The sequence below is a fragment of the Pseudomonas tumuqii genome (genome assembly GCF_013184545.1).
Lineage (GTDB): Bacteria > Pseudomonadota > Gammaproteobacteria > Pseudomonadales > Pseudomonadaceae > Aquipseudomonas > Aquipseudomonas tumuqii.
Window position 1 is genome coordinate 103,544 of record NZ_JAAOJA010000008.1, and the last position, 23,237, is coordinate 126,780.

General features: G+C 63.7%; 25 protein-coding genes. 10 read left to right on the forward strand and 15 right to left on the reverse strand.

The annotated features are described in order from the left end of the window. The first annotated feature begins 25 nt into the window (after positions 1-25). The 8 genes from G9C89_RS15680 (at position 26) to G9C89_RS15715 (ending at position 5,347) form a co-directional block, all read left to right on the forward strand. Complete coding sequence (locus G9C89_RS15680) at positions 26-352, forward strand: cupredoxin domain-containing protein (protein ID WP_172149629.1); 327 nt, start codon at positions 26-28, stop codon at positions 350-352. 23 nt (positions 353-375) lie between these two features. Beyond that, on the forward strand, positions 376-1,230 hold the full coding sequence (locus G9C89_RS15685; protein WP_172149631.1) for an FTR1 family iron permease: 855 nt from the start codon (positions 376-378) through the stop codon (positions 1,228-1,230). Next, on the forward strand, positions 1,218-2,591 hold the full coding sequence (locus G9C89_RS15690) for a 4Fe-4S binding protein (protein WP_172149633.1): 1,374 nt from the start codon (positions 1,218-1,220) through the stop codon (positions 2,589-2,591). Before G9C89_RS15685 ends, G9C89_RS15690 begins: the two co-directional genes overlap by 13 nt. A gap of 136 nt (positions 2,592-2,727) precedes the next feature. After that, entirely contained in the window at positions 2,728-3,405 is a 678-nt protein-coding gene (locus G9C89_RS15695; protein ID WP_172149635.1) for a Crp/Fnr family transcriptional regulator, read from the forward strand. Between the two features lie 84 nt (positions 3,406-3,489). Continuing rightward, a complete protein-coding gene (locus G9C89_RS15700) occupies positions 3,490-3,933 on the forward strand; it encodes a putative zinc-binding protein (RefSeq protein WP_172149637.1) in 444 nt (147 codons plus the stop codon). A gap of 203 nt (positions 3,934-4,136) precedes the next feature. Next, positions 4,137-4,301 (forward strand): hypothetical protein, encoded by a 165-nt coding sequence (locus G9C89_RS15705; RefSeq protein ID WP_172149463.1) that lies wholly within the window; start codon positions 4,137-4,139, stop codon positions 4,299-4,301. A gap of 140 nt (positions 4,302-4,441) precedes the next feature. Further along, positions 4,442-5,125: a Crp/Fnr family transcriptional regulator gene (locus G9C89_RS15710; RefSeq protein ID WP_172149639.1), complete on the forward strand. Its 684-nt coding sequence runs from the start codon at positions 4,442-4,444 to the stop codon at positions 5,123-5,125. Between the two features lie 30 nt (positions 5,126-5,155). Then, the gene (locus tag G9C89_RS15715; RefSeq protein WP_172149641.1) at positions 5,156-5,347 is read left to right on the forward strand and encodes a DnrP protein; all 192 of its coding nucleotides are present in this window, start codon (positions 5,156-5,158) and stop codon (positions 5,345-5,347) included. A 123-nt stretch (positions 5,348-5,470) separates the two neighbouring features. On the opposite strand, the gene G9C89_RS15720 is transcribed toward G9C89_RS15715, so the two are convergent. From G9C89_RS15720 to G9C89_RS15745, 6 genes are all read right to left on the reverse strand, one after another. Then, on the reverse strand, positions 5,471-7,312 hold the full coding sequence (locus G9C89_RS15720; protein ID WP_172149643.1) for a nitric oxide reductase activation protein NorD: 1,842 nt from the start codon (positions 7,310-7,312) through the stop codon (positions 5,471-5,473). 102 nt (positions 7,313-7,414) lie between these two features. Beyond that, complete coding sequence (locus tag G9C89_RS15725) at positions 7,415-8,845, reverse strand: cbb3-type cytochrome c oxidase subunit I (protein ID WP_172149645.1); 1,431 nt, start codon at positions 8,843-8,845, stop codon at positions 7,415-7,417. 3 nt (positions 8,846-8,848) lie between these two features. Further along, a complete protein-coding gene (locus G9C89_RS15730) occupies positions 8,849-9,289 on the reverse strand; it encodes a c-type cytochrome (protein ID WP_172149647.1) in 441 nt (146 codons plus the stop codon). Between the two features lie 356 nt (positions 9,290-9,645). Then, entirely contained in the window at positions 9,646-9,903 is a 258-nt protein-coding gene (locus G9C89_RS15735; RefSeq protein WP_172149649.1) for a cytochrome C oxidase subunit IV family protein, read from the reverse strand. Positions 9,904-9,916: 13 nt separating this feature from the next. Further along, a complete protein-coding gene (locus tag G9C89_RS15740) occupies positions 9,917-10,504 on the reverse strand; it encodes a cytochrome c oxidase subunit 3 (protein ID WP_172149651.1) in 588 nt (195 codons plus the stop codon). Then, positions 10,488-11,267: a CbbQ/NirQ/NorQ/GpvN family protein gene (locus G9C89_RS15745; protein ID WP_172149872.1), complete on the reverse strand. Its 780-nt coding sequence runs from the start codon at positions 11,265-11,267 to the stop codon at positions 10,488-10,490. Before G9C89_RS15745 ends, G9C89_RS15740 begins: the two co-directional genes overlap by 17 nt. Before the next feature lie 399 nt (positions 11,268-11,666). Here G9C89_RS15745 and G9C89_RS15750 point away from each other — a divergent pair, with 399 nt between their 5' ends. Both G9C89_RS15750 and G9C89_RS15755 read left to right on the forward strand, forming a co-directional pair. Continuing rightward, positions 11,667-11,990: a c-type cytochrome gene (locus tag G9C89_RS15750; RefSeq protein WP_172149653.1), complete on the forward strand. Its 324-nt coding sequence runs from the start codon at positions 11,667-11,669 to the stop codon at positions 11,988-11,990. Between the two features lie 193 nt (positions 11,991-12,183). Continuing rightward, on the forward strand, positions 12,184-13,044 hold the full coding sequence (locus G9C89_RS15755) for a LysR family transcriptional regulator (protein ID WP_172149655.1): 861 nt from the start codon (positions 12,184-12,186) through the stop codon (positions 13,042-13,044). A gap of 49 nt (positions 13,045-13,093) precedes the next feature. Here G9C89_RS15755 and G9C89_RS15760 read toward each other — a convergent pair whose 3' ends face one another. From G9C89_RS15760 to nosZ, 9 genes are all read right to left on the reverse strand, one after another. Then, positions 13,094-14,233: an HPP family protein gene (locus tag G9C89_RS15760; RefSeq protein WP_172149657.1), complete on the reverse strand. Its 1,140-nt coding sequence runs from the start codon at positions 14,231-14,233 to the stop codon at positions 13,094-13,096. A gap of 424 nt (positions 14,234-14,657) precedes the next feature. Next, complete coding sequence (locus G9C89_RS15765; RefSeq protein WP_172149659.1) at positions 14,658-15,401, reverse strand: SDR family NAD(P)-dependent oxidoreductase; 744 nt, start codon at positions 15,399-15,401, stop codon at positions 14,658-14,660. Positions 15,402-15,553: 152 nt separating this feature from the next. Continuing rightward, on the reverse strand, positions 15,554-16,744 hold the full coding sequence (locus G9C89_RS15770; RefSeq protein ID WP_172149661.1) for an NnrS family protein: 1,191 nt from the start codon (positions 16,742-16,744) through the stop codon (positions 15,554-15,556). A gap of 491 nt (positions 16,745-17,235) precedes the next feature. Further along, a complete protein-coding gene (gene tatA, locus G9C89_RS15775) occupies positions 17,236-17,415 on the reverse strand; it encodes a twin-arginine translocase TatA/TatE family subunit (RefSeq protein WP_172149663.1) in 180 nt (59 codons plus the stop codon). Positions 17,416-17,463: 48 nt separating this feature from the next. Then, positions 17,464-17,991, reverse strand: a complete 528-nt coding sequence (locus tag G9C89_RS15780) for a nitrous oxide reductase accessory protein NosL (RefSeq protein ID WP_315852825.1) — start codon at positions 17,989-17,991, stop codon at positions 17,464-17,466. Between the two features lie 161 nt (positions 17,992-18,152). Then, complete coding sequence (locus G9C89_RS15785) at positions 18,153-18,980, reverse strand: ABC transporter permease (protein WP_172149667.1); 828 nt, start codon at positions 18,978-18,980, stop codon at positions 18,153-18,155. Further along, positions 18,977-19,903, reverse strand: a complete 927-nt coding sequence (locus tag G9C89_RS15790) for an ABC transporter ATP-binding protein (RefSeq protein WP_172149669.1) — start codon at positions 19,901-19,903, stop codon at positions 18,977-18,979. Before G9C89_RS15790 ends, G9C89_RS15785 begins: the two co-directional genes overlap by 4 nt. After that, a complete protein-coding gene (locus G9C89_RS15795; protein WP_172149671.1) occupies positions 19,900-21,192 on the reverse strand; it encodes a nitrous oxide reductase family maturation protein NosD in 1,293 nt (430 codons plus the stop codon). The genes G9C89_RS15790 and G9C89_RS15795 overlap by 4 nt, the downstream gene beginning before the upstream one ends. Positions 21,193-21,316: 124 nt before the next feature. Next, on the reverse strand, positions 21,317-23,191 hold the full coding sequence (gene nosZ / locus G9C89_RS15800) for a TAT-dependent nitrous-oxide reductase (RefSeq protein ID WP_172149874.1): 1,875 nt from the start codon (positions 23,189-23,191) through the stop codon (positions 21,317-21,319). Positions 23,192-23,237: the final 46 nt, after the last annotated feature.

Below are 23,237 nucleotides of genomic sequence, written 5' to 3' on the forward strand. Positions count from 1 at the left end.
AGGCCGCGCCGCTTTGGAGTTCTCTATGTCACGCGTCCTGTTCGCCCTGCTGCTGGCAACCTTTGGTTCGCCTGGTTACGCGGCCGGCTTGCCGACCTATGAGCTGGTGATCCGCGACGGTCACTTCACCCCGCCGCTGCTCGAAGTAGCGGCGGGTCAACGTTTCAAGATCGTCCTGCATAACCAGGGACAAGGCCCGGCGGAATTCGAAAGCACGCCCTTGCGGGTGGAGAAGGTGATGTCGCCCGGGGTCACCTCGTTCGTGGTGATTCATCCGCTGCGGCCCGGTCATTACCCGTTCTTCGACGAGTTCCACCTCGAATTGCCCGAGGGCGGCATCGTCGCCAAATGAAGCTGTTACAACCGGAGCCTTGAATGAATCAGTCGTTGTTTATCGTCTGGCGGGAAAGCGTCGAGGCGTTGCTGGTGATCGGCATCCTGCATGCCTGGATCAGCCAGCAGGCTGAGCGCGGCCGCGCCATGACTTTCCTCTGGGGCGGCGTGGCGCTGGGTCTGGTGTTGTCCGGGGCGTTGGCGCTGGTCATTCTGTTCGCCGGCGAATGGCTGGCGGGCGCGGCCGGCGAGTGGTTCCAGGCGGCGTTGGTACTGCTGGCCAGTGTGCTGATCCTGCAGATGGTCGGCTGGATGCGCCGGCACGGCCGCACTTTCAAGCGAGATCTGCAACAGGCGGCCGACACCCATCTGCAGCGCAATGGCGGCCTCGGCCTGCTGCTTCTGGCGATGCTCGCGGTGGGCCGCGAAGGCAGCGAAACCGTGGTCTTCCTTTATGGCCTGGGCGTGCACAAACAAGGCGCCGCGCTCTGGCAGTTCGCCCTCGGCGGTGCGGCGGGTTTCGCCCTGGCGTTGCTCACCTTCATGCTGCTGCAGGCCGGCAGCCGGCTGGTGTCCTGGCGGCATTTCTTCGTGTTCAGCGAGATAGTGCTGCTGTTGCTCGGCGCCTCGATGTTGATCGCCGGGCTCGACCGCATCAGCGGCCAGTTGATGGCCCTGGAACTGCCCGAGCAGGTCTACGGCTGGTTCGGCGACGCGCTCTGGGACACCTCGGCCGGTCTGGATGATGCCTCGGGGCTGGGGTCGGTGCTGGCCAACTTCGCCGGTTACCGCGCCATGCCCTCCCTGGCCACGGTCGCCGTCCTCGCCGGTTACTGGCTCGTGGTCGCGCTCTGGTTGCGGCGCAGTTCGCCCGCCGTGTCGCCATGCGCCAGCTGAACGCCCTGCTCGGCGGGCTGGGCGATGCGCTGCGCCGGCATGCGCGGCTGATACGCGGCCTGCAATGGGCGGTGGTGGCCTTCTATGGCCTGTTGCTGGTGCTGCCGGCGCTGCTGCCGTTGCCGCCCAGCCAGGCGCGCATGCTCGACAACCTGACGCTGCTCGCCCAGTTCATTTTCTGGGGTGTCTGGTGGCCGTTCGTGCTGCTGTCGATCGTGCTGTTCGGCCGGCTCTGGTGCGGGGTGCTCTGTCCCGAAGGCTCGCTCAGCGAGTGGATCAGCTGGCGCGGCCTGGGTCGCGGTACGCCGCGCTGGATCCGTTGGGGCGGCTGGCCGACCCTGGCGTTTATCCTCACCACTGTTTATGGCCAGCTGATCAGCGTCTACGACTACGCCCAGGCGGCCCTGCTGATTCTCGGCGGCTCGACCCTGGCGGCGATGCTGGTGGGCTTTCTCTATGGCCGTGGCAAGCGCATCTGGTGCCGCTACCTGTGCCCGGTCAGCGGCGTGTTCGCCCTGCTCGCCCGCCTGGCGCCCATGCACTACCAGGTCGACGAACAGCGCTGGTTGGACAATCCGCCGCCGCGCCAGCCGCCGCCCAACTGCGCGCCGCTGCTGGATATCCGCCGCATGCAGGGCGCCGCCGACTGCCACGCCTGCGGACGCTGCAGCGGGCAACGCGGTGCGGTGAAGTTGAGCGCGCGCTCGCCGAACGCCGAGGTGTTGATCGTCGGCCCGCAGCATGCCAGCCATTGGGACAGCCGCCTGTTGCTGTTCGGCGTGATCGGCCTGGCCATGGGCGCCTTTCAATGGACGGTCAGCCCCTGGTTCGTCAGCCTGAAGCAGGCGGCGGCGACCTGGCTGGTCGAGCACGACAGCTACTGGCTGCTGCAGGCCGATGCGCCCTGGTGGCTGCTGACCCACTACCCGCAGGCCAACGACCTGTTCAGCTGGCTCGATGGCCTGCTGATCCTGTTTTACCTGGCGGCCAGTATGCTGTTGCTCGGCGGCGGTCTGTGGCTGTTGCTGCGGGCCGCGGCCTTGCTCGTGTCGCGCACCGGCAATGGCTTCGAGCACCTGGCGTTGAGCCTGATCCCGCTCGGCGCCAGCGGCCTGTTTCTCGGCCTCAGCGCCACCACCGTCAAGCTCTTGCGTTACGAGGGCCTGGCCCTGACCTGGGTGCAACCGGCCCGCGCTAGCCTGCTCGCGGCCGCCATAGTCTGGAGCCTGTGGCTGGGCTGGCAGGTGCTGGGGCGACATGGCGCGCGCGGACTCAATCGGCTCGCGGCCTTCTGCTGCCTGGCGCTGGGCTCGGCCGGGGTCGGCTATGGCTGGTGGTTGCAGTTCTGGGGCTGGAGTTGAGTCTTGTCGACAGACGCTGAACCTACCCACCTCGTTCCCCGTCGCGCCCGGACTTGTTTGAAATCAAGGAAGCCCCGGCTATCGACCTTCTAGCATGCAATCCCGAGCAATCCCGAGCTGAGCAGTGGGAGAAACCATGCTGACCGAACCATCACTTGTCGCGCAGTTGCGCCGTCATCACCTGTTCAGCCGGCTACCGGAGGCGGCGCTGCAGGAGGTGTGCGCCTCGGCCAACCTCAAACGCCTGGCTGCCGGCGCCTCGCTGTTCCACCAGGGCGACAAGGCCGATCGCTTCTATTTCGTCTTCAGCGGCCAGGTGAAGCTGCATCGGGTGGTCTGTGACGGTCAGGAAAAACTGGTGGAAATCATCCGCGCCGGCGAATCCTTTGCCGAGGCGCTGCTGTTCACCGGCGTGCCACAGTACCCGGTCAGCGCCACCGCGCTGAAAACCTGCCAGATGGCCAGCCTGCACGGCTCACAGTACCGCCGCCTGCTGGAAGAACACCCGAGCATCTGCCTGGATATTCTCGCCACCCTGAGCATTCGCCTGCACCAGCGCCTGAACGAAATCGACACCCTGACCCTGGCCAACGCCTGCCACCGGGTCAGGCGCTTTCTGGCCCAGGCCCACGAAGAAGGCAACGGGGTGATCATGCTCGATGTGCCGAAACGGCTGATTGCCTCGAAGCTGGGCATCCAGCCGGAAACCTTCTCGCGCATCCTCCATCGCCTGATCGACTCGGGCGTGATTGCCGTACAGCGCCGGCGCATCGAGATCATCGACCTGCAAGGGCTGAGCAACTACGACGACTAGCCGTGCAGAATTGACTGTAATCAACGTCAGCCGCTGTGCGCTGGTCAAACTGGACGACCTCTTGACGTTTTAAGGGTGCATGCAATGTCCAATACCACCCAGCCCCTGGTCTACTCCTGCTCAGGCTGCTCCAACGTGGCGCAACTGGCCAATACCCTCGCCGTGCGCCTGGATCGTGCCGGCCTGGCGGAAATGTCCTGCATCGCCGGGGTCGGCGGCCATGTCCAGGCGCTGGTGAGCAAGGCCCGCTCCGGGCGGCCGATCCTTGCCATCGACGGCTGCCCCCTGCATTGCGCCAGCGCCTGTCTGGCCCAGCATGGCGTCAGCGCCGACGTGCACATCACCCTCAGCAGCTATGGCCTGCGCAAACGCTACCGGGAAGATTGCAGCGCGGCAGAGGCCGACGCGTTGTTCGCGGACATGGCCCGCATCATCGCCAGCGATCTCGGCCAGCCTGGTCGGGCGCAAGCCGGACTTGTCTCGCGCCAGCCGCCGAGTCAGGCCACGGGCGCGCAAGCGGCGGATTGAGGGTTACGCCCGCAGTATCATGGTCATAGAGACCCTAAGGGTATTTATAACCCTGAACGGGTGCAGTCATATTCACCATGACAGCCGATTAAAACCTTTAAATTCAATGAATTGCAGATGGCACGCGGCTTGCTCAAGGATAAATACGGATAGCTATCCATAACCGCGACACGCGTTGCATGACCGCCATGCAGGGAGTCTCCATGAAAAAAATTCTGCAACCACTGGCCTGGTATCTGGTCCTGACCTCGGTACTGGCCCTGGCCAGTGGCGTCGCCCTGAGTTTCGCCACCGACGTGGCGTTGGCCGCCAGCGCCGATCACCAGCACGGCGCCAGCGCGCACCTGGCTGCGCCCGTGCAGCATTGAGTTGCAACAGCCCGCCATCTAGGCTGTCTGATAGAACATTCGTTGACCACACAAGACCGAGTCGTCAGCCCGTCATGCACAGGGCCGGATTCCAGGCCGCTCAGGGTCGATCTTCACGCCAAACAATCAGGATGTCTTCTATGGTGCTTCATCGCGTTCATCACCAGATTCTCCGCAGTCACCATTTGTTCGAGCCGTTGAACGAAGAGCAGATGGATGAGCTGATGAGCACCAGCCAGCTGCTCAGCATCGACAAGGGCGAGCCCTTGTTCCGCCAGGGCGAGCCGGCCCATTCGTTCTATTTCGTCATCGCCGGCGCGGTGAAGATCTACCGCCTGACCCCGGACGGGCAGGAGAAGGTGTTCGAGGTCATCGGCAATCGGCAGACCTTCGCCGAAGCCATGATGCTGATGGACACACCCAATTACGTCGCCTCGGCCGAGGCGGTGTGCCCTACCCAGCTCTACCGCATCGCCAACAGCACCTACATGCGCCTGCTGCAGAGCAATACTCGGCTGACCTTCGCCCTGCTCGGCAAGCTCTGCGTGCGCCTGCACCAGCGGGTCAACGAGATCGAAACGCTGTCGCTGAAAAACGCCACCCACCGCGTGGTGCGCTACCTGATCACCCAGCTCGCGCGCCAGCCGGACGCGGGCAACAGTTTCGAACTGCCGATGGCCAAGCAGCTGATCGCCGGGCACCTGTCGATCCAGCCGGAGACCTTCTCACGGATCATGCGCCGCCTGATCGACGAGGAAATCATCACCCAGGAAGGCCGCCAGATCGTTATTCTCGACCGCCTGCGCCTGGAGCAGTTCGAGTGAAATGCCGGTCTTCGCCAATGAGCGCTCGCCATGCCTAAATGCCTGTATTGCCAACGCGACAATCCACCCCAGGAAGCCGAGTGCCGCCACTGCGGCATGCCCCTGCCGGCACTGGCCGACGGCGCCAGCGAACGGCGGCAACGGCGGTTTATGTGGTTCTGCATCGGCCTGACCGTGTTCTGCGCGGTGATGATCGTCTGGTTGCCGCGCAGTATCGCCTGAGCAGCCCTCCCCCCAAGATCCTCTGCTGACAATCGGCGCGCACGGCGCACCCTACCCATCCTCCACCACACCCGTAGTGCGCGCGGGGCCGCCTAGGCCGCGCGCACCAAGGCTTCGCGGCGTTCATGCCTGGGTCAGTTGCCGGTACAGCTGCGGCAGGCGCAGCGGCAACTGTTGCGGCTGGCGGATCTGGGTGTAGCCATTGGCGCCGAACATGTACGGCAGGTAATCACCGGCTTCGCTGTCGATGGTGATGCAGAACGGCAACAGGCCCTGACGGCGCGCCTCCAGCACCGCTTCGCGGGTGTCCTCGACGCCGTAGCGGCCCTCGTAGAGATCCAGGTCGTTGGGTTTGCCATCGGTCACCAACAGCAGCAGTTTGCGCCGCTGCTTGCAGGCGCCGAGCAGCACGGTGGCCTGGCGGATGGCCGCGCCCATGCGGGTGTAGTAGCCGGGCTTGAGCGCCTGAATGCGCCCACGGGTGTTGTCGTCGTAGCGCTGCTTGAACGACTTGAGCTCCTGCATGCGCACCTGCTGGCGGCGCAGGGAGGAGAAACCGTAGAGGGCGAACTCGTCGCCCAGAGCCGACAGGGTCTCGCCGAACAGCAGCAGGCTGTCGCTGATCACCTCGATCACCCGGTGCTGGTCATCCAGGTGGGCGTCGGTGGACATCGACACATCCGCCAGCAGCAGGCAGGCCAGGTCGCGCCGGGTGGGGCGCTGCTCCATGAACAGGCCGCGTTCGGCGCACTGGCCATGCTGACGCTCGACATGAAAATCCAGCCAGGCCTGCATGTCCAGCTCCGAGCCCTGGGGTTGCTGACGCAGCCACTGGCGATCGTTGCGCAGGTGCTCGAACTGGCGGCGCAGGCGCTTGGCCAGCGGCGCCAGACGCGACGGCAGCGGCTGCGCCTCGCTGCCACGCGGCACCATCATCTGCAGGTTGACGAAATCCTCGCGCAGGCTCTGCTTGCGGTAGTCCCACTCCGGCAGCTTGATACCCTCGCCCAGCGGAATGTCGTCGACATCCGCCGGCGGCAGATCGAGGTGCAACTTGAGCCCGCCGCCCTTGCGCAGGCGCTGCTTGGACAGGGCCAGTTCGTCGAGATCCTCGGCGACCCGCGCGGCGTCCAGGTCTTCGCTGTCGTCGCTGCAGCGATCCAGCTCGACATGCTCGGACCAGCTGAACAGGTTTTCCAGGCGGAAGATCAGCAGGCCGCCCTTGCTGGTGCTCTCCTCGACCCGTTTGGCGCGCTTGGGCCCGACCTTCTGCTCGCCTGGCGGGGTCAGCAGGTTGCCCTCGCTCTCCTCGCCCAGTTCACAGGCCTGGGGTTCGCCGAGGTTTTCCGCCGGGTACAGCCACAGCGGCAATGGCCAGGGCGCCAGTTCGCTACGCGGGAAGTGCTCGACGCTGCCCGGTTCGCGCAGGGCCTGACAGAGCGCAATCTCCAGCTCGGCCTCGCCCTTGCCCAACGAGCCGGGATCCGGACGCAACTGCAGGTGGGCCTCGACCAGGCGCTGGTAGCGCGGACGCAGGGCTGGGTAGGCCTGCAGCAACTGCCGGGTCCAGCGCTGGTTATCGCGCGCCCAGTGACGCATCTCTCCCGCCTGCGCGGCCAATAGCGCCAGCCAGCGATAGAGATCCTGATTCAGCGCGACCTCGGGGTACACCGCCAGGCTCGGCGGCAGGCGCAGGTTGCTGGCATCGCACCAGGCCACCGGCAGTTGCTTGCAGCTACCGGCGACCTGTTGCAGCAGGTTGCGCCGCAACACCAGGTCGCGCGCACTGGCGGCCTCCACGCCGATCCCGCTGGCGCCGCCCATGGCGCGGAACAGCAATGCCAGGGGCCGCTGCATGCTGGCCAGCTCGACCCGCGCCTCGGGAAAGTCCGGGCTGGCGCGGCGGGTGATAAAGCGGTGCCAGACGCTGCCCACCCACTCTTCCAGTTCGACGGTAAAAGCCATCTGCTTCACCTTGCTCGCTGTGCTCCGCGCCAAAGGCCCGGAGCCAAATGCAAAAACGGCCCGCTGTACCAGCCGGGCCGAGATTTATTTACCGCGCACCGCTCACGCCGAAACGGCTATGGCGGCTTCGTCGCGGGCCGTGGCCCGGCCACGTTGCTTGAAGCTGTACAGGTAGCAGAGCAAGCCGATCAGGAAGAACACCCCGGCCACCAGGCGCAGCCAGAAGAACACGGCCAACTGGTCGACGGTACTCATGAACGACAGCGCGGTGCCATCCACCGGCCAGCGTTGCAGTGCCACTTGCACCACGCCGGCGGCAGTGAGGAACAGGGTGATCGCCACCATCGACAGGGTCATCAACCAGAAGCCCCAGATCTCGATGGTCTGCGCCCGCTCATCCGGCGCTTCGCCGAGGCCACGCAGACGCGGCATGGCGTAGCTGATCATGGTCATCACGATCATTGCGTAGGCACCGTAGAAGGCCAGGTGACCATGCGCCGCGGTCAGTTGCGAGCCGTGGGTGTAGAAGTTCACCGGGGCCAGGGTATGCAGGAAACCCCACACGCCAGCACCGAAGAACGCGGTCACGGTAGTGCCCTTGGCCCACAGGGTGGCGGCACGGTTGGGATGCTGCCGACGCCGCTTGCCGACCATGGTGAAGGCGAACAACACCATGGCGAAGAAGGGTATCGGTTCCATCGCCGAGAAGATCGAGCCGACCCACAGCCAGACCTCGGGCGCTCCTATCCAGAAGAAGTGGTGACCGGTACCGAGGATGCCGGTGATCAGGGCCATGGCGATGATCACATACAGCCACTTCTCGACCACTTCACGGTCCACCCCGGTGACCTTGATCAGGACGAAGGCGAGCATCGCGCCCATGATCAGTTCCCACACGCCTTCCACCCACAGGTGCACCACGAACCACCAGTAGTACTTGTCGCGCGCCAGGCTTTCCGGGTTGTAGAAGGAGAACAGGAAGAACACCGCCAGACCGATCAGGCCGGTCATCATGACCATGCTGATGGTGGTCTTGCGCCCCTTGAGCAGGGTCATGCCGATGTTGTAGAGGAAGCCCAAGGCGACCACCACGATGCCCATCTTGGTGATGGTCGGCTGTTCGAGGAATTCCCGGCCCATGGTCGGCAGCAGGTCATTGCCGGTCAGCTTGGCCAGGCCCGCATAGGGCACGAACAGATAACCGAGAATGGTCAGTACGCCGGCGGCAGCGAACACCCAGAACAGGATCATCGCCAGCATCGGGCTGTGCAGTTCACGATCCGCTTCCTCGGGAATGAGGTAGTAGGCCGCTCCCATGAAGCCGAACAGCAGCCAGACGATCAGCAGGTTGGTGTGCACCATCCGCGCCACGTTGAAGGGGATCAGCGGGAACAGGAAGTCACCGACCACGTACTGCAGGCCCATGATCAAGCCGAACAGGATCTGCCCGAGGAACAGCATCAGGGCGAACACGAAGTACGGCTTGGCCACGGCTTGCGAGGCGAATTTCAGATGTGGATTGGCAATGGTCATCTATCAGCCCTCCTTGTTTGGCGGCCAGTCGTTGGTATCGATCTTCGAAGTCCACTTGAGGAACTCCGCCATATCGTCCACTTCCTGCTCGCTCAAATTGAATTGCGGCATCGCCCGGCGGCCTGGGATGCCCAGGGGTTGCGCCTTCATCCAGGCCTGCAGGAACGGCTTGAAGGCCGCGTCCTCGCCACGCCGGGTGAACACATTGCCCAGCTCGGGCGCGAAGTAGGCGCCCTCGCCCAGCAGGCTGTGGCAGCCGATGCAGTTGTTGTTCTCCCAGACTGCTTTGCCACGTACCACCGACTCGTTCATCTCCGATTCGTTGCTGCGTTCTGGAAAGGTTTGCTCTGTGTGATAGGTCAGGGCCAGGAATACCAGGAAGAAGAACACGCTCCCCCCAAAGTAGATATTCCTGGCCATGCTCTTGGTGAAGGTCTCTGACATGGTCGCTTCCTCTTTGCTTGGCGTGACCATTCTAGAAAGCCTGCTAACGAAACCTGCTTGATGAGAATCAAGAAAGTCCGATGGTTATGGTCGGGTATAGCGATGAGGGCGGGAAACGGGGAGTGGAAGCGGGAAAATGCGGGTGGCCAGCTTCGGCGGACAAGGCTAGCGTGCGAACCGTAGATCCTATGTTCATGTTCAAGGCTTGCGGCATCGTAGGGTGGATGACGCCTTATCCATCCACCAAATCGCGACGGTGGATGAAAAAGGCGTCATCCACCCTACACAGAACCGTAGCCCGGATGAAATCCGGGAGGCTATTTAACGGCCAACACCGCTCCCGGATTGCATCCGGGCTACGAGGAAAACTGCAAGGTCAGCAACACGCCCGCCGCCATCGCCACCGGCCAGCCCAGCAGCAGCCAGCGCCACATGCGCGGGGCGTGACGCAACTCCATGAAGCCGTCGGCGATCAGCCAGGCCTTGCCCAGGGCCGCGAGCAACACCGCGCCGGCCATCAGCAGGGTCGCCCCGGCATTGCCCAGCTGCACGCTGGTCACTGACAGCACGGCCAGCGCCAGCCAGCAGAACATCAGGGTGGTGGAAGCAGACATGGCGACCTCCCGGTCAATTCAGGACATAGACCAGCGGAAACAGCAGCACCCAGACCAGATCGACCATGTGCCAATAGAGCACGCCGGACTCCAGCGCGCTGCAATTGCCCGGGCCATAGACCCGGCGCCGACAGCGCTCGGCCAGCCAGCCGAGAATGAACAGGCCGAGCAGCACATGGACGAAGTGAAAGCCGGTGAGGATCCAGTACAGGGTGAAAAAGGTGTTGTGCTCCATGCCCAGCCCCGCACCGGCCAGGTGGCTGTACTCGCCGAGCTTCAACAGCACATAGACGCTGGCCGACAGCAGCGCCGCCAGCAACAACCAGGCGCCGCGCCGCGGCCGAGCCTGGCGCACCTGCTCCTGGGCCAGCGCGGCGAACAGGCCGGACGTGAGCAGGCTCAGGGTCAACGCCAGGCCGGTGGAGCTGTCGAGCAACTGGCGGCCGTCGTGGAACAGCTGCGGCTGCAAGGCCTGGGCCACCGCGAAGGTGAGGATCAGCAAGGCGAAGACCGTCAGCTCGGCGAGAATGAAGAACCACATCGCCAGGTCGCCCGGCAGATGCCGCACCGGGCTGGCGACGGGTTCAAGCGAAGTGGACATCGACCACATCCATCAGCGCAGCGACGGTCTGCGGATCGTCCGATAGCGGCTCGGCCAGACAGGCCAGGCAGGCATCACGCGGGCTCATGCCGGAGCCGATCATGCGCGCGGCGAAGATCAGCAGGCGGGTCGAGGCGACCTCCTCCAGATCATGCTGCTCCAGCCGGCGCAGGGCCTGCCCGAGCTTGACCACCTGCGCGGCCAGCTCGGCACCGACCCGCGCCTCGTTGGCGACGATGCGCTCTTCCTCGGCCACCGGCGGATAAGCGAAACGCAAGGCGACGAAACGCTGGCGGGTGCTCGGCTTCATGCCCTTGAGCAGGTTCTGGTAGCCGGGGTTGTAGGACACCACCAGCATGAAACCCGGTGGCGCGCGCAACACCTCGCCGGTGCGTTCCAGATACAGTTCGCGGCGGTCATCGGCCAGCGGATGGAGGACCACGGCGGTGTCCTGGCGCGCCTCGACCACCTCGTCGAGGTAGCAGATGCCGCCCTCGCGCACCGCGCGGGTCAGCGGACCGTCCTGCCACCAGGTGCCCTGGGCGCCGATCAGATGACGACCGACCAGGTCGGCGGCGGAAAGATCGTCATGGCAGGCCACGGTATACAGCGGCAAACGCAGGCGGTGCGCCATGTACTGGACGAAGCGGGTCTTGCCGCAACCGGTCGGGCCCTTGATCAGCACCGGCATGCCGTGCTGCCAGGCCTGCTCGAACAGCACCTGCTCATTGCCCAGCGGTTGGTAGAACGGCGCATCCAGCACGGCAGCCGTTTCGGCTAGTTTCACAGGCGCATTCACAGGCAGTACCTCACCGAGGTGATTAATCATGCCTGCACGCTACCCGCGACCAACCGCTGTCCTCAAGCTGCATGCGGACAACTCTTGATTCCGGTCAAGCCCATCGGCAATCCGCTTGGTTATGCTGCCCTACAGTTAAATTGATCGATCGTTGGAATTAGCCGATTCACGTCTCAGCCACGCAACTGCTACTGTCTGTACTCGTAAACGAACCCTGTACGAGTATCGCTGGTCCATACATATAGATCAGTGTTAGCAGCGAGAGGCTCAGATAGCGCCCACAAGAAGACGCACAACAGTAACTGCAGCGAAAATTGGCAGGGTCTATGCCCTGCTCTCAATAGCCTTGAGGAAATAATCATCATGAAGAAAATCCTGGTCCCAATGCTCGTCCTGGGAGCTGCGCTGAGCGTACAGCCCGCCTTTGCCGCCGACGCCGCCGCTGCCGAAGCGCTGTTCAAGAGCAAGCCCTGTGCGGCTTGTCACAACGTCGACGTGAAGATGGTCGGCCCGGCGCTGAAGGAAGTCGCCGCCAAGTACGCCGGTACCGAAGGTGCCGCCGAATTGCTGGCTGGGCGCATCAAGAATGGCACCGTAGGCGCTTGGGGGCAGATGCCGATGCCGGCTAACCCAGTCACCGACGAAGAAGCGAAGATCCTCGCCGAATGGGTGCTGAGCCTCAAGTAAGCCCTCGAGGACGTCACACCCAGCGCTTTTCGCGATCGGTTGTGACGTCCTTATCCCCATCCTCGCTGTCTATCCGTAGCCTTCCGCCTGATGGTCCAAGAGTTCGGGCGCGTGCTCAATTTGTCCTCAATTCCATACTCTCAGTGTCATACAATGCCGCTTCACATCAATTTTATTGAAGCGAAGCCGCGCAATGGACATCGATCTCGCCCGCACCTTTCTCGATATCATGCGCAGCGGCAGCTTCATCGCCACCGCAGAACGCCTGCATATCACCCAGACGGCGGTGACGGCGCGAATCCACAACCTGGAAAACCAGCTCGGCTGCCGGCTGTTCGTGCGCAATCGGGCCGGCGCCCGACTGACCGCCGACGGCGAGCGTTTCGTCACCTATGCCACCCAACTGGTACAGACCTGGGAAGCTGCTCGGCGTGACCTGCCCTTGCCTCGTGGCTCTGGCGACCTGCTTACCCTCGGCTCGGAGATGAGCCTGTGCAACCCGCTGATGCTGGCCTGGGTGCAACGCCTGCACCAGGTTTTGCCTGCACACGCGGTGCGCAGCGTGGTGACCAGTGGCAACCTGCTCCAGCAACAACTCGACCTCGGCGTGCTCGATGCCGCATTGGTCCACCAACCGGAATATTGGCCGAACCTGCAGGTTGAACAACTGCTCGAGGAGAAGCTGATCCAGGTGGTGCAGACCCATAACCCCGAGCCCTATATGTATGTCGACTGGGGACCGACGTTTCGCAAACTGCACGACAACGCCCTGCCGGAACACACCCGCACCACCCTCTCCTTCGACCTCGGCCCACTGGCGCTCCAGTATCTGCTGCAATGTGGCGGTCGCGGCTACTTCCGTACCCGCGTGGTGCAGCGCTATCTCGATGAAGGCATCCTCAAGCGAGTGGAGATGGCGCCGGAATTTTCCTACCCGATCTATCTGGTTTACCCCAGGGCGGCCGTCAATCCGGCCCTGCGCAGTGCTCTGCAACTGTTGCGCGAGGTGGTCCTGGATGACTTCGACTGGTCACGCTGGGATTACGAGATTTGAAGCACCATGATGAAGTCCGTCATCCCAGCCCTAGCAGGTCGGCAACGGCTCAATCCGGCAGCTGCCTGAGCCAGTTGCGGTAGAGCGCCGCGATCAGATCGGTCTGGGTGATCATGCCCACCAGCCGTTCGTGCTCATCCACCACCGGCAGGCAATGCAGGCCGCGGTCCGAGAGCAAAAACACCAGTTCCACCATGTGCACGTCCTGGCGCACTGCAACCACGGGCGCACTCATGATCGAGCGCAGCTTGGTGCCGCGCAGGTACTTCAGGCGACCGAAATTGACCCGCGCCTGGCTGGGCTGAAACTGCTTGAGCAGATCGACCAGGGTGACGATGCCGATCAGCTTGCCGCTGCCCTCCTCCACTACCGGCAGCGAACGCAGGCGGTGTTCCTGCAGGGTCTGCCAGGCCTGCTGGATAAAGCTGTCCGGCGCCGCCCAATAGAGATCGCGGGACATGATATCGGCCGCGCGGATCTCGCCCATGCTGCGGCGCAAGGCATGTTTCTCGGTTTGCTTGATCAGCCGCTCGAGATCGTCACGGGTGACATCGACATATTCGCCGAACTCCTCGAGGGCTCTATCCATGTCGTCGCGACTGAAGCTCAGACGCTCGCCCGGTAATGGATCGCGCGTGTGGTGGCGGTTCTCCCTGGACAGGCGCGGTTTGGGGTAGGCGTGGCCGGTCAGGTTGTTGTAGAGCAAGGCGACAGCCACCAGCAACAGCGAGTTGAGCGCCACCGGATAGAGCAAGGCATATCCCGGATCGTCGACTCCAAAACCACCGCTGGCAGCCAACACCGCCAATGCACAGCTTGGCGGGTGCAGGCAGCGCAAGGCGAACAGGCAGACCAGCGACAGGCTGGCGGCCAGCACTGTCGCGGACACACTATCCAGAGGGCTCAAGCCCAGGCTGATGCCGATCAGGGCGGCACACATATTGCCTGCGAGGATCGACCAGGGTTGAGCGAACGGGCTGGAGGAAGCACCGAACAGCAGCACCGCGGAGGCAGCGATAGGCGCGGCGATGTGCAAGGTGATCGCCGTACCGAACCACCAGACGCCAAGCGAAACGCACAGCGACATGCCGATAGCGATACCGATGGCCACGCGCATCCATTCCTGGGCGCGGGCATTGAGCGGTGCGGGGACGAAAGACCTGAACCAGTCGAGATGGTGTTCTTGCATTATTCCTGCCTGGCATCGGGATAGTTGCAATAGCGGATCCTACGCAGGCCAAAACACCTTCACGGGCCAAGACTGGAACAAGTCGCTGGCACAGATGGCGCGGCTAATAGCCGGCCATGACGTTCGTGCGCTGGGGAGTAACCAGTCCGGCCGTAGTTGCAGACAGTCGAAACAAGATGGTTTGACACTTGGTTCATCGTGTTTGCGCGCGCAATCACGAACGCCTGCAAGCAGACGCACCGCGCTTATACGCAGCCGCTTTGAGGAACGCGGCCGGGTTGGCGCAGCAGAAGATGGCGCGTAGGCATGAGTGCCTACGCATTGTGAGGGGGATGTTCAGTTATCTCTAATGAATAGTATTGCTCTTAATCAGCAAAATTAATGCTCTAAAGAAGTGGAGCATGCGCGGCGGTGCGCACCCTCCTCAGCTCAGGGTATAGCCGTTGTCGACCACCCAATCCTGGCCATAGACGCCGCGCGCGCCGGCCGACAACTGGAACAGGATCACGCTGGCGACAGCCGCCGCATCGAGAAAGTGACCTGGCAACAGGCGCTGGGTGACGCTGTCGGCGACCTCATCCAACTGTTCATCGCTCAACCCCAGGGTGCCCCAGATCGCTGTTGCCGTGGGGCCGGGCGAGACCAGATTGATGCGCACACCGACTGGCGCCATTTCCACCGCGAGGGTGCGCGCCTGGGCGCTGAGTGCCGCCTTGCTGGCGATATAGGCGGCCAGACCGGGAAAGGTCGAACGGGTGAGAAAGGTGCCTATGAACACCACCGAACAGGGCGCCGCCAGCACCTCGCGTAGCGCCGCCAGGGTATTCAATGCGCCTGCACCGTTGACCGCCCACTGCCGATCGAATGCCGCCAGGTCGAGGCTTTCGGCCAGTTCGGCGACACCCGCGTTGGGCACCAGATAATCCACCTGCCCCAGTTGCGCTGCGCGCAGGCCGAGGCTGGCCAGATCCGCGTTCGAGGTGACATCACCGGCATGCCAGACCAGGCGTTCGGGATAGCTTTCCTGCAGACTGTGCAACCCGCCCAGACTGCGCGACATTGCCAGCACCCTGGCGCCGCGTTGCAGCAAAGCGGCGCATAACGCCAGGCCGATACCTGAACTGGCTCCGGTGACTACGGCCAGACGATCCTGAAACTCGGTTCTCATCAGCTTCTCCGATGCTCGGCAGTGCCGAGCGGCAAGGTCACCCATGCGCAAGGCACAGGCAACCGGACATCAATGGTTGGGCAGCGCGGCGCAGGCGGCGCTGCATGATCAAACGGTCGGCGCAACAGAGATTCAGCGCCCTGCCCTGGCAATCAGCCCGGGTGACCATCAACCCGTGGTTTGAGCAGCATCGGCCCATAGCGCCAGGCATAGATGGCCAACGCCAGCGACCATCCGGTTGCCGCCAGCCACAAGCCTTCCTGCGGCCAGAGCGGATAAACCAAGACCCGCGCCACGCAGCCCAGGTTGAACAACACCAGGGCAGCAGCCATGCCCGCCGGCAGTTGCAACGGCCGCCCGGTGTGGCCCAGGGTGACGCGGGCGATCATGGCCAGAATCAGTCCGCCCATGGCGCCCATGGTCAAGCCATGCAAGGCCGCGCTGGGTGTGGCCAGCAGGCCGGCATGCCACAGCGCCAGACCTACGCAGGCGACGACCAGCCAGAGCATCGCCAGGTGCAGCGACCACAGCAGCGGCACCGCCCAGATGCCCTTGTCGTACCAGCGCGCCAGGCGCAGCAGATGCCCTGCCGCCACCGCCAGGAACAGCCCGGCCAGCAGTGGATGGGCCTGCAGGGCCAGACCGCTGGCGTAGAGCGCGGCGATCAGGCCGGGGCCGAGCAGCAAGGCAATGTCCAGCCACACCCGGGGTTTGACCGCCTCGAGGCGACCCAGGCCGCGCTGGGTGAAGAAGGGAATCACCCGGCCGCCGATCAGGCCCATCAGCGCCGCGACCAGCCACAACCCGGCCAACACGCCACGGCGCTGCAATTCATCGTCGCCCTGGACCAGGCCGGCCAGGAGCAAGGCATTGGCCGCGGCCAACAGACTCAGCACCACAACGATCGGGTAGTTGCGCTTCTGCCGTACCACCCAGAGCATGCGTGCCATCAGGCCGGCCACCGCGAGCAGGAAGCTCAGTTCGAGCGGAGCCAACAGCAGGGGCGGCAAGCCGAACAACCAGGCCAGTCGCGCCGCCAGCCAAAGACCGGCGAGCAACATCAGGCGCGTGCCACTCAGGCCCGGCTGACCGGTCCAGGTCTGCACCGCGGTCAGCAGAAAGCCGGCCACTATGGCGGCGGCGAAGCCGAACAGCATTTCGTGGCGGTGCCAGGCGAGCCAGCCACCGGCGGGCTGCCAGGCCGGCCCGTTGCCGCTCCAGGCCAGCACCCAGAGGGCAATGGCCAGCAACGCGAACAGGCTGCCGGCCAGGAAGAACGGGCGAAAGGCAAGACGCCAGATGGGCGGGATACTCAGGGCGGTACGCCGGTCGAGAACGTGCACTGCAAGCCTCCTGAAAAGATCGTCAAGCGCCCGGCAAGCAGCTGCTTGAGCAGCACCAACCGGGGCATTGCAGCCGCATGGAAATTGGCAGCCGTTACGCTCTTTTTACAGGGAGGCAGGGCTTTGGCGACTTGACCGCGATCAGCTTTGTGCTCCAGGGATGTAGATGGCGCTGAGCGGACGCAGGGTTCGCGCCCGGCGCCTGGGACCTCGACTAGAGGCTCATGTCGGTCAGGGTGGTTACTTCAGGCAAACGCAGGCCGTAGGAACAACTGCCCCATCTTCGACGGAGCACTGCCGCGTAGCAAACTGGGTAGAAGCCAGGGGGACGCCTAGTTCTTGCTGGTGATGCTTTTGATCAGCAAATATCGCCGGGACGCCGGATCGCCAGCAAGCTGGCTCCTACAGAAAACGTCATAACCCATAAAATCAATGCGATACGGGTTGTTTGATAAGCGCGCCCGGGATGCTTGGCAGACCGGGAGCAACGGTTACGGCAAGGGCTGCTTGGTCGATTCCGGCTGCTGCGGTGCATCGTCACTGCCCATCGATTTGCGAAAGCCGCCGATTGCCCCGCCGATGTCGGAACCCAGACTGCGCAGGCGCTTGCTGCCGAACAGCATGACCACGATCAGCAGAACAATCAGAAGTTGCCAGATGCTGATACCCATGGGGATCTCCTCTTTATGCGAATGATGACAAACGTTGACGGCCAGAACTCAATGCTGCGTGGCGGCGGCCTGCTGCAGCACGTCCTGGTCGATCTGCTCGAAGCGTAACACCCGCGCGCCGTGGATGGCGGCCAGTTTGCCGGCCGCCTGCTCATCGGCAAACGAGGCCAGCACCGCGCCCATGGCGCCCTTCAACTCGCTGTCGGCGAGACCGACCACATAGAAGGCGCTGGTGGCATCGATCAGGTGGCTGTCGTCGGGCTTGGCCCACTCACTACGGCCCATGTCGTGCACATAGAGCTTGGCGGTGCCGATACGGTTTTCCGGTTGCAGCCACCAGCCGAGCATCTCGGCGGCGGAGCAGAATTTCTTCACCCCGGCTTTATCCACCGCCTGGCCCTTGGGCCCAGGAAAATCGATGATGATCATGCCGCACACATGGCACTCGTCAGTGTCGTGAAACGCCACCGGCTCCAGGCTCCGCTGCTCGCTTTCGGGTTCGCTGCAGGCCAACAGGCCGGTGCCGAGCAGCACTGCCAACAGGGTCCGTGTGGTGAGCTGGCAAATAGTCTTTATCACTGTTTTTCTCCCTGGTTGGGATGCCGCGAGCGGCTCCCGGATCATCACGGCCTTCGCGGCATAGCCACTTTCGCGTTACTTGAAACAGACCTCGTAGGGTGTGCCGTGCGCACCAGGGTAAACGCCGGTGCGCGCAGCGCACCCTACAGAAGCAAACATCAGGTCGGCCGGCGCAGAAACACCCAATAGGCCAACAGCAGCGGCACTCCGACCCACAGCAACAGGCACAGCCACAGCAACAGGCCGCCGATGGGCAGGTCGCCGCCCAGGGCCATCACCCCGGCGGCGCTGCCGCCTTCGAAACCGGACAGGTTGATCAAGCGGTAGACATCCGCCGGATTGAGCAGCAGCAGCCAGGGCAGCAGATCCGGGTTGAACTTGCCTTCGCTCAGCACCAGCAGCGCCAGCAAGGCCAGATCGAACACCAGCACGAAGAGGAACCACACGCCCAGGGCCAGCCCGGCGGCGCTGGATTTCTCACTGACCTTGCTGCTCAGCACATAGGCCAGGGCCAGAAACACCCAGCCCAGCAGCGTGCTGGACAGCATGAAGCGGCCGAAGGCCCAGGCCAGCAGGCCCAGCTCGACATCCTCGACCAGCACGGCGATGGCCAGGGCCGCGCAGCCGAAACCGATCAGGGTGGCCAAGGCCAGGATCAGACCGTGGCCGACGAACTTGCCCAGCAGCAACTGGCCGCGGCCCAGGGGGTAGGTCAGCAACAGCATCAGGGTGCCGGCCTCGTCCTCGCCGACGATGGCGTCATAGGCCAGCAGCAAGGCGATCAGCGGCACCAGAAAGGTGGCCAGGCTGGCCAGGCTGGCGATGGTCGCCGGGATCGAGGTAAAGCCCAGTTGCCCGGACGCCGCCGCACCGAGCCAGGCGATGCCCACCGCCAGCACCGCGAACAGCAGGCTGATGGCGAGCAACCAGCGGTTGCGCAGGCCGTCGCTGAGTTCCTTGCGGGCGATGTTCCAGATCTGCGTCATGCCGCACCCTCCCCGGCCCGAGTGTTCTCGGCCTGGTCCATGTAATGCCGGTACAGATCCTCCAGCGAAGGCTGGTGGATGTCGATGTCCTGCGCCTCGCCCTCGCCGAGCAACTGGCGCAACAGGCCGAGCTTGTGGCCGTTGATCGCGACCACTTCGACGCCATCGACGCCGACCGAGCGGGCTTGATGGCCGTCGGCGTGCCAGCGCTGCAACAACTGCGCGCTCTGTTTCAGCCCACTGGCGCGGATCACCGCCGGCAGGCCGGCATCTGCGCGCAGGCTGGCCAGACTGCCGACCGCCTGCAGGCGACCATGGGCGAGGATCGCCGCGCGGTTGATATGCGCCTCGACCCCCGGCAACACGTGCGAGCAGAGGATGATGCTGGTGCCCTGCTGGCGCAGGCGGTCGACCAGCTGGTAGAGGTCCTGGGTGGCGATGGGGTCGAGGCCGACCGTGGGTTCGTCGAGCAGCAGCAGGCGCGGCGCGCCGAGCAATGCCTGGGCCAGGCCCAGGCGCTGGCGCATGCCCTTGGAGTAGGTCTTTACCCGTCGATCCATGGCATCGGCCAGGCCGACCTGCTCCAGCAGTGCGTCCACCTGGGTCAATGCGGCGCCCTTGAGCCGGGCGAAATGGCGCAGGGTCTCGCGCCCGCTGAGTTGCGCATAGAAGGTCACGTTCTCCGGCAGATAGCCGAGCTGACGGCGCACCAGCGAGTCGTTCGGACTGCGCCCGAGCACCTGCACCCGGCCACTGCTGGCCTGCAGCAGGCCGAGAATCAGCTTCATGCTGGTGGTCTTGCCGGCGCCGTTATGGCCGAACAGGCCGAGTACTTCGCCTTCGCCCAGACACAGGTTCAGGTCGTGCAGCACGGTCATGCTGCCGTACTGCTGGCTGACGCCTTCGATTTCGACGGCATTCATGGCGTTGGCTCCTGGCTGGCTTGCAGCAGATCGGTGGTCGGCAGTTGCATCAGCGGGTAGCTGTCCTGCACGCCAGGGGATTTCATCACCGGGAAGGCGCGCTGCACCCAGCGCAGCAACTCGATGCCCGGGCTGTTCATCAACAGGCGCACCTGCGGGTACAGCCACAGCAGACGGTCGACGTTGTCGTTGGGTTCGTAGGCAATATCGCCCAGGCCATCGTCGTTGCGATCCCAGCCAAGATAATCGCTCCAGTAGTTGCCGCGCCCCGCCACCGACCATTCCTGGGTGCGCACCGCGACATACTTGACCTGCTGCTGGTTATCGATAAAGGCGTTGCCGACGATGCGGTTGTCCTCGGAGCCGGCGGTCAGGTGAATACCCAGGGCGCTGCCTTGAAAATGATTGTGCTCGATGCTGTTGAACAGCGAGTTGTAGATGAACAGCGCCTTGCCCTCGGCGCCGGCAATCATGCTGTCGCCGGTCGAACCGCTACCGCTGCGCACATCGCTGACGAAGTTGTCGCGCAGGGTGGAATAGGTGATGTAGTTCATCAGGATGCCGTAGTTCTCGTCCTGTTCGGAACGATTGCCGATCACCGTCAGCTTGCGGCTCTGCATCAGGGCATAGCCGGTGCGGGTGCGCCGGGTGGTGTTGCCGAGCAACTGGTTGTCGTTGGAGAACATGTAGTGCACGCCGTAGCGCAGGTCTTCCAGGGTGTTGCCTTCGAGCAGGTTGCCGTTCGAGGTGTCGATGTAGATGCCGTCGCGGGCATCGCGCACCTGATTGCCGATGACCTTGGCGCCGCGCACCGCATACAGGTGAATGCCGTTGCCGCGGTCCTGGGAACGAATGCTCGGATCGCCCTGGATGCTGTTGCCGATCAGGCTGACGTCCACCGTGCCATCGACCCAGATGCCGAAGCCCGGGCCCTGCATGCGATTGTCCTTGATCACCGCGCCACGCGCCTTGGGCTGAATGAACACGGCGGCGTTCATGGCGGTCATGTCACGGCCCCAGTCGAGCAGCGTGCAGCCCTCGATGGTCACCTCGGGTGCACTGACGATCAGGCCGTTGCCCTGCCCCTGGCCCTGCAGCACGGCGCCCGGTTCGCAGCGCAGGTGCATCGACTGATCGACGCTGAACGAACCCTGATATTCGCCGGCGGGCAGCCGCCAGCGCTTGTCACCCTCGGCCTGCAACGGCAGCGAGGTGATGGATTGCGGCGCCGCCTGGGCAGCGCCGCCGAGAATAAGCAGCAATAGTACGCTGGCGTGCAGCCATGCCATTGCCTGAGTGTTTAACACTGCGGTTTACCTTGAGCCATTTAGCGGTTAGTCCGTAGCCCGGATGCAATCCGGGGGTTGTATCAACCATCTCCCCGGACTGCTTCCGGGCTACGGGGCTGTGCCCTTACGCCGGTTCGACCAGCATGCGGCCGACCATTTCCATGTGCAGGGCATGGCAGAACCAGCTGCAGTAGTACCAGTGCAGGCCCGGCTTGTCGGCCATAAAGGTGATCGACGAGGTCTGCTGGGCGCTGATCTCCATGCTGGCGCCGTGGTTGGTCATGACGAAACCGTGGGACACGTCTTCGATCTGGTCGATGTTGGTGATGGTCACGGTGACCTCATCGCCCTGCTTGACGTTGAACTCGGTCAGGCCGAAGGCTGGCGCCATCGAGGTCATGTACACGCGGACCTTGTTGCCATCACGAATGACCTTGTTGTCGGCCTCCAAGTTGATGCCGTCTTTCTTCGCCCGTTCGACGGTCGGCGCGAAGAAGGCATCGTTGCGATCCCAGATCTTCTTGGTCTTGATCTGGTCGCGGCGCGCCAGGATGCAATCGTGCGGCTCGGCGAAGGTCGGGCCGTCGTGTACCAGCTTCATTTCATCGCCGGAAATATCGATCAACTGATCGTTTTCCGGGTGCAGCGGGCCGGTCGGCAGGAAGCGGTCCTTGGAGAACTTGCTCAGTACGATCAGCCACTTGCCGTCGGCGTCGCGGGTTTCGCAGAGGGACGCGTGGTTGTGCCCCGGGTTGTAGTGCACATCGAGCTTCTGCTTGATGTAGTTGACCTTCTCGCCCTTGTAGGCGCGCACGGCCTCGTCCATGTTCCACTTGACCACCTGGCTGTCGATGAACAGCGTGGTGTAGGCATTGCCGCGGCCGTCGAAGGTGGTGTGCAACGGACCCAGGCCGAGTTCGGGCTCGGCGGCGATGACATCGCGCGGGTCCTTGAGCTTGTCGTCGAACAGATCGTCGAGCTTGGCGATCTCGATCATCGAGCAGGTCGGCGACAGCTTGCCGTTGGCGATGAAGTACTTGCCGTCCGACGAGGTGTTGCAGCCGTGCGGGTTCTTCGGCACCGGGATGTAGCGGGTCAGTTGCGAGCCGGCACGACCGTCGACCACCGGCGTCTTGGAGTCGCCCAGGGTGGTGAACTTGCCGGCCTTGATCGCCGCCTCGATGCGCGGGATGTTGAACACCACCACCCAATCGCGCTCGTTGCGCATCATGCCGCCGAGGTCGTAGGCCTTTTCCGAGTTGTAGCAGGTGGAGGCCGCGTACTTGCCGGTGTAGTCGGCGTCGGTGTTGTCCAGGTTGCCGTCGACGATGACCTGGAAGGCCATCTCCATCTTCTCGGCATCGATGGCGTTGAACATGGTGTAGGCGTTCTTGTCCTGCAGATCGAAACTGCTGCCGTCGTTGGGGTGCGGAATGACGAACTCGGCGTTGGCGAACACGTACTTGGTATGCGGCACCTTCTGCAGGCGCAGACCGTGAATGGCCTGCACGTTGGGCACGGTGAGCATCTTGTCGCACTTCATGATGTCCAGACGGATACGCGCGACCCGGCTGTTGGCCTTGTCATTGATGAACAGGTACTTGCCGTCGTACTGGCCGTCGGTCATGGAGATGTGCGGGTGGTGGCAGTCGCCGTTCTGGAATTTGGCGCTCTCGCCCATGATGTGCTTGCTTTCGTTGGTCAGGCCCCAACCGGTGGCGGAGTCGACGTTGAATACCGGGATGCGCATCAATTCACGCATCGAGGGCACACCCATCACCCGCACTTCGCCCTGGTGGCCGCCGCTCCAGAAACCGTAGTATTCATCCAGCTCGCCAGGGCCGACATGAATCTTCGACTTCGACTCCTTGACCGCAGCGGCCCAGGATTCGCGGGTCATCACCGCGCTGCCCAAGGCTGTCGCGCCGACCAGGGCCGCGCCTGTCATGGCGCTGGCACCCAGGAAGCCGCGGCGGCTCAAGCCAGCCTTTTCCAGCATTTGCGCCTGCTCTTTGCTATCGATTGCCGGCGTGTTTTTCGGTTCT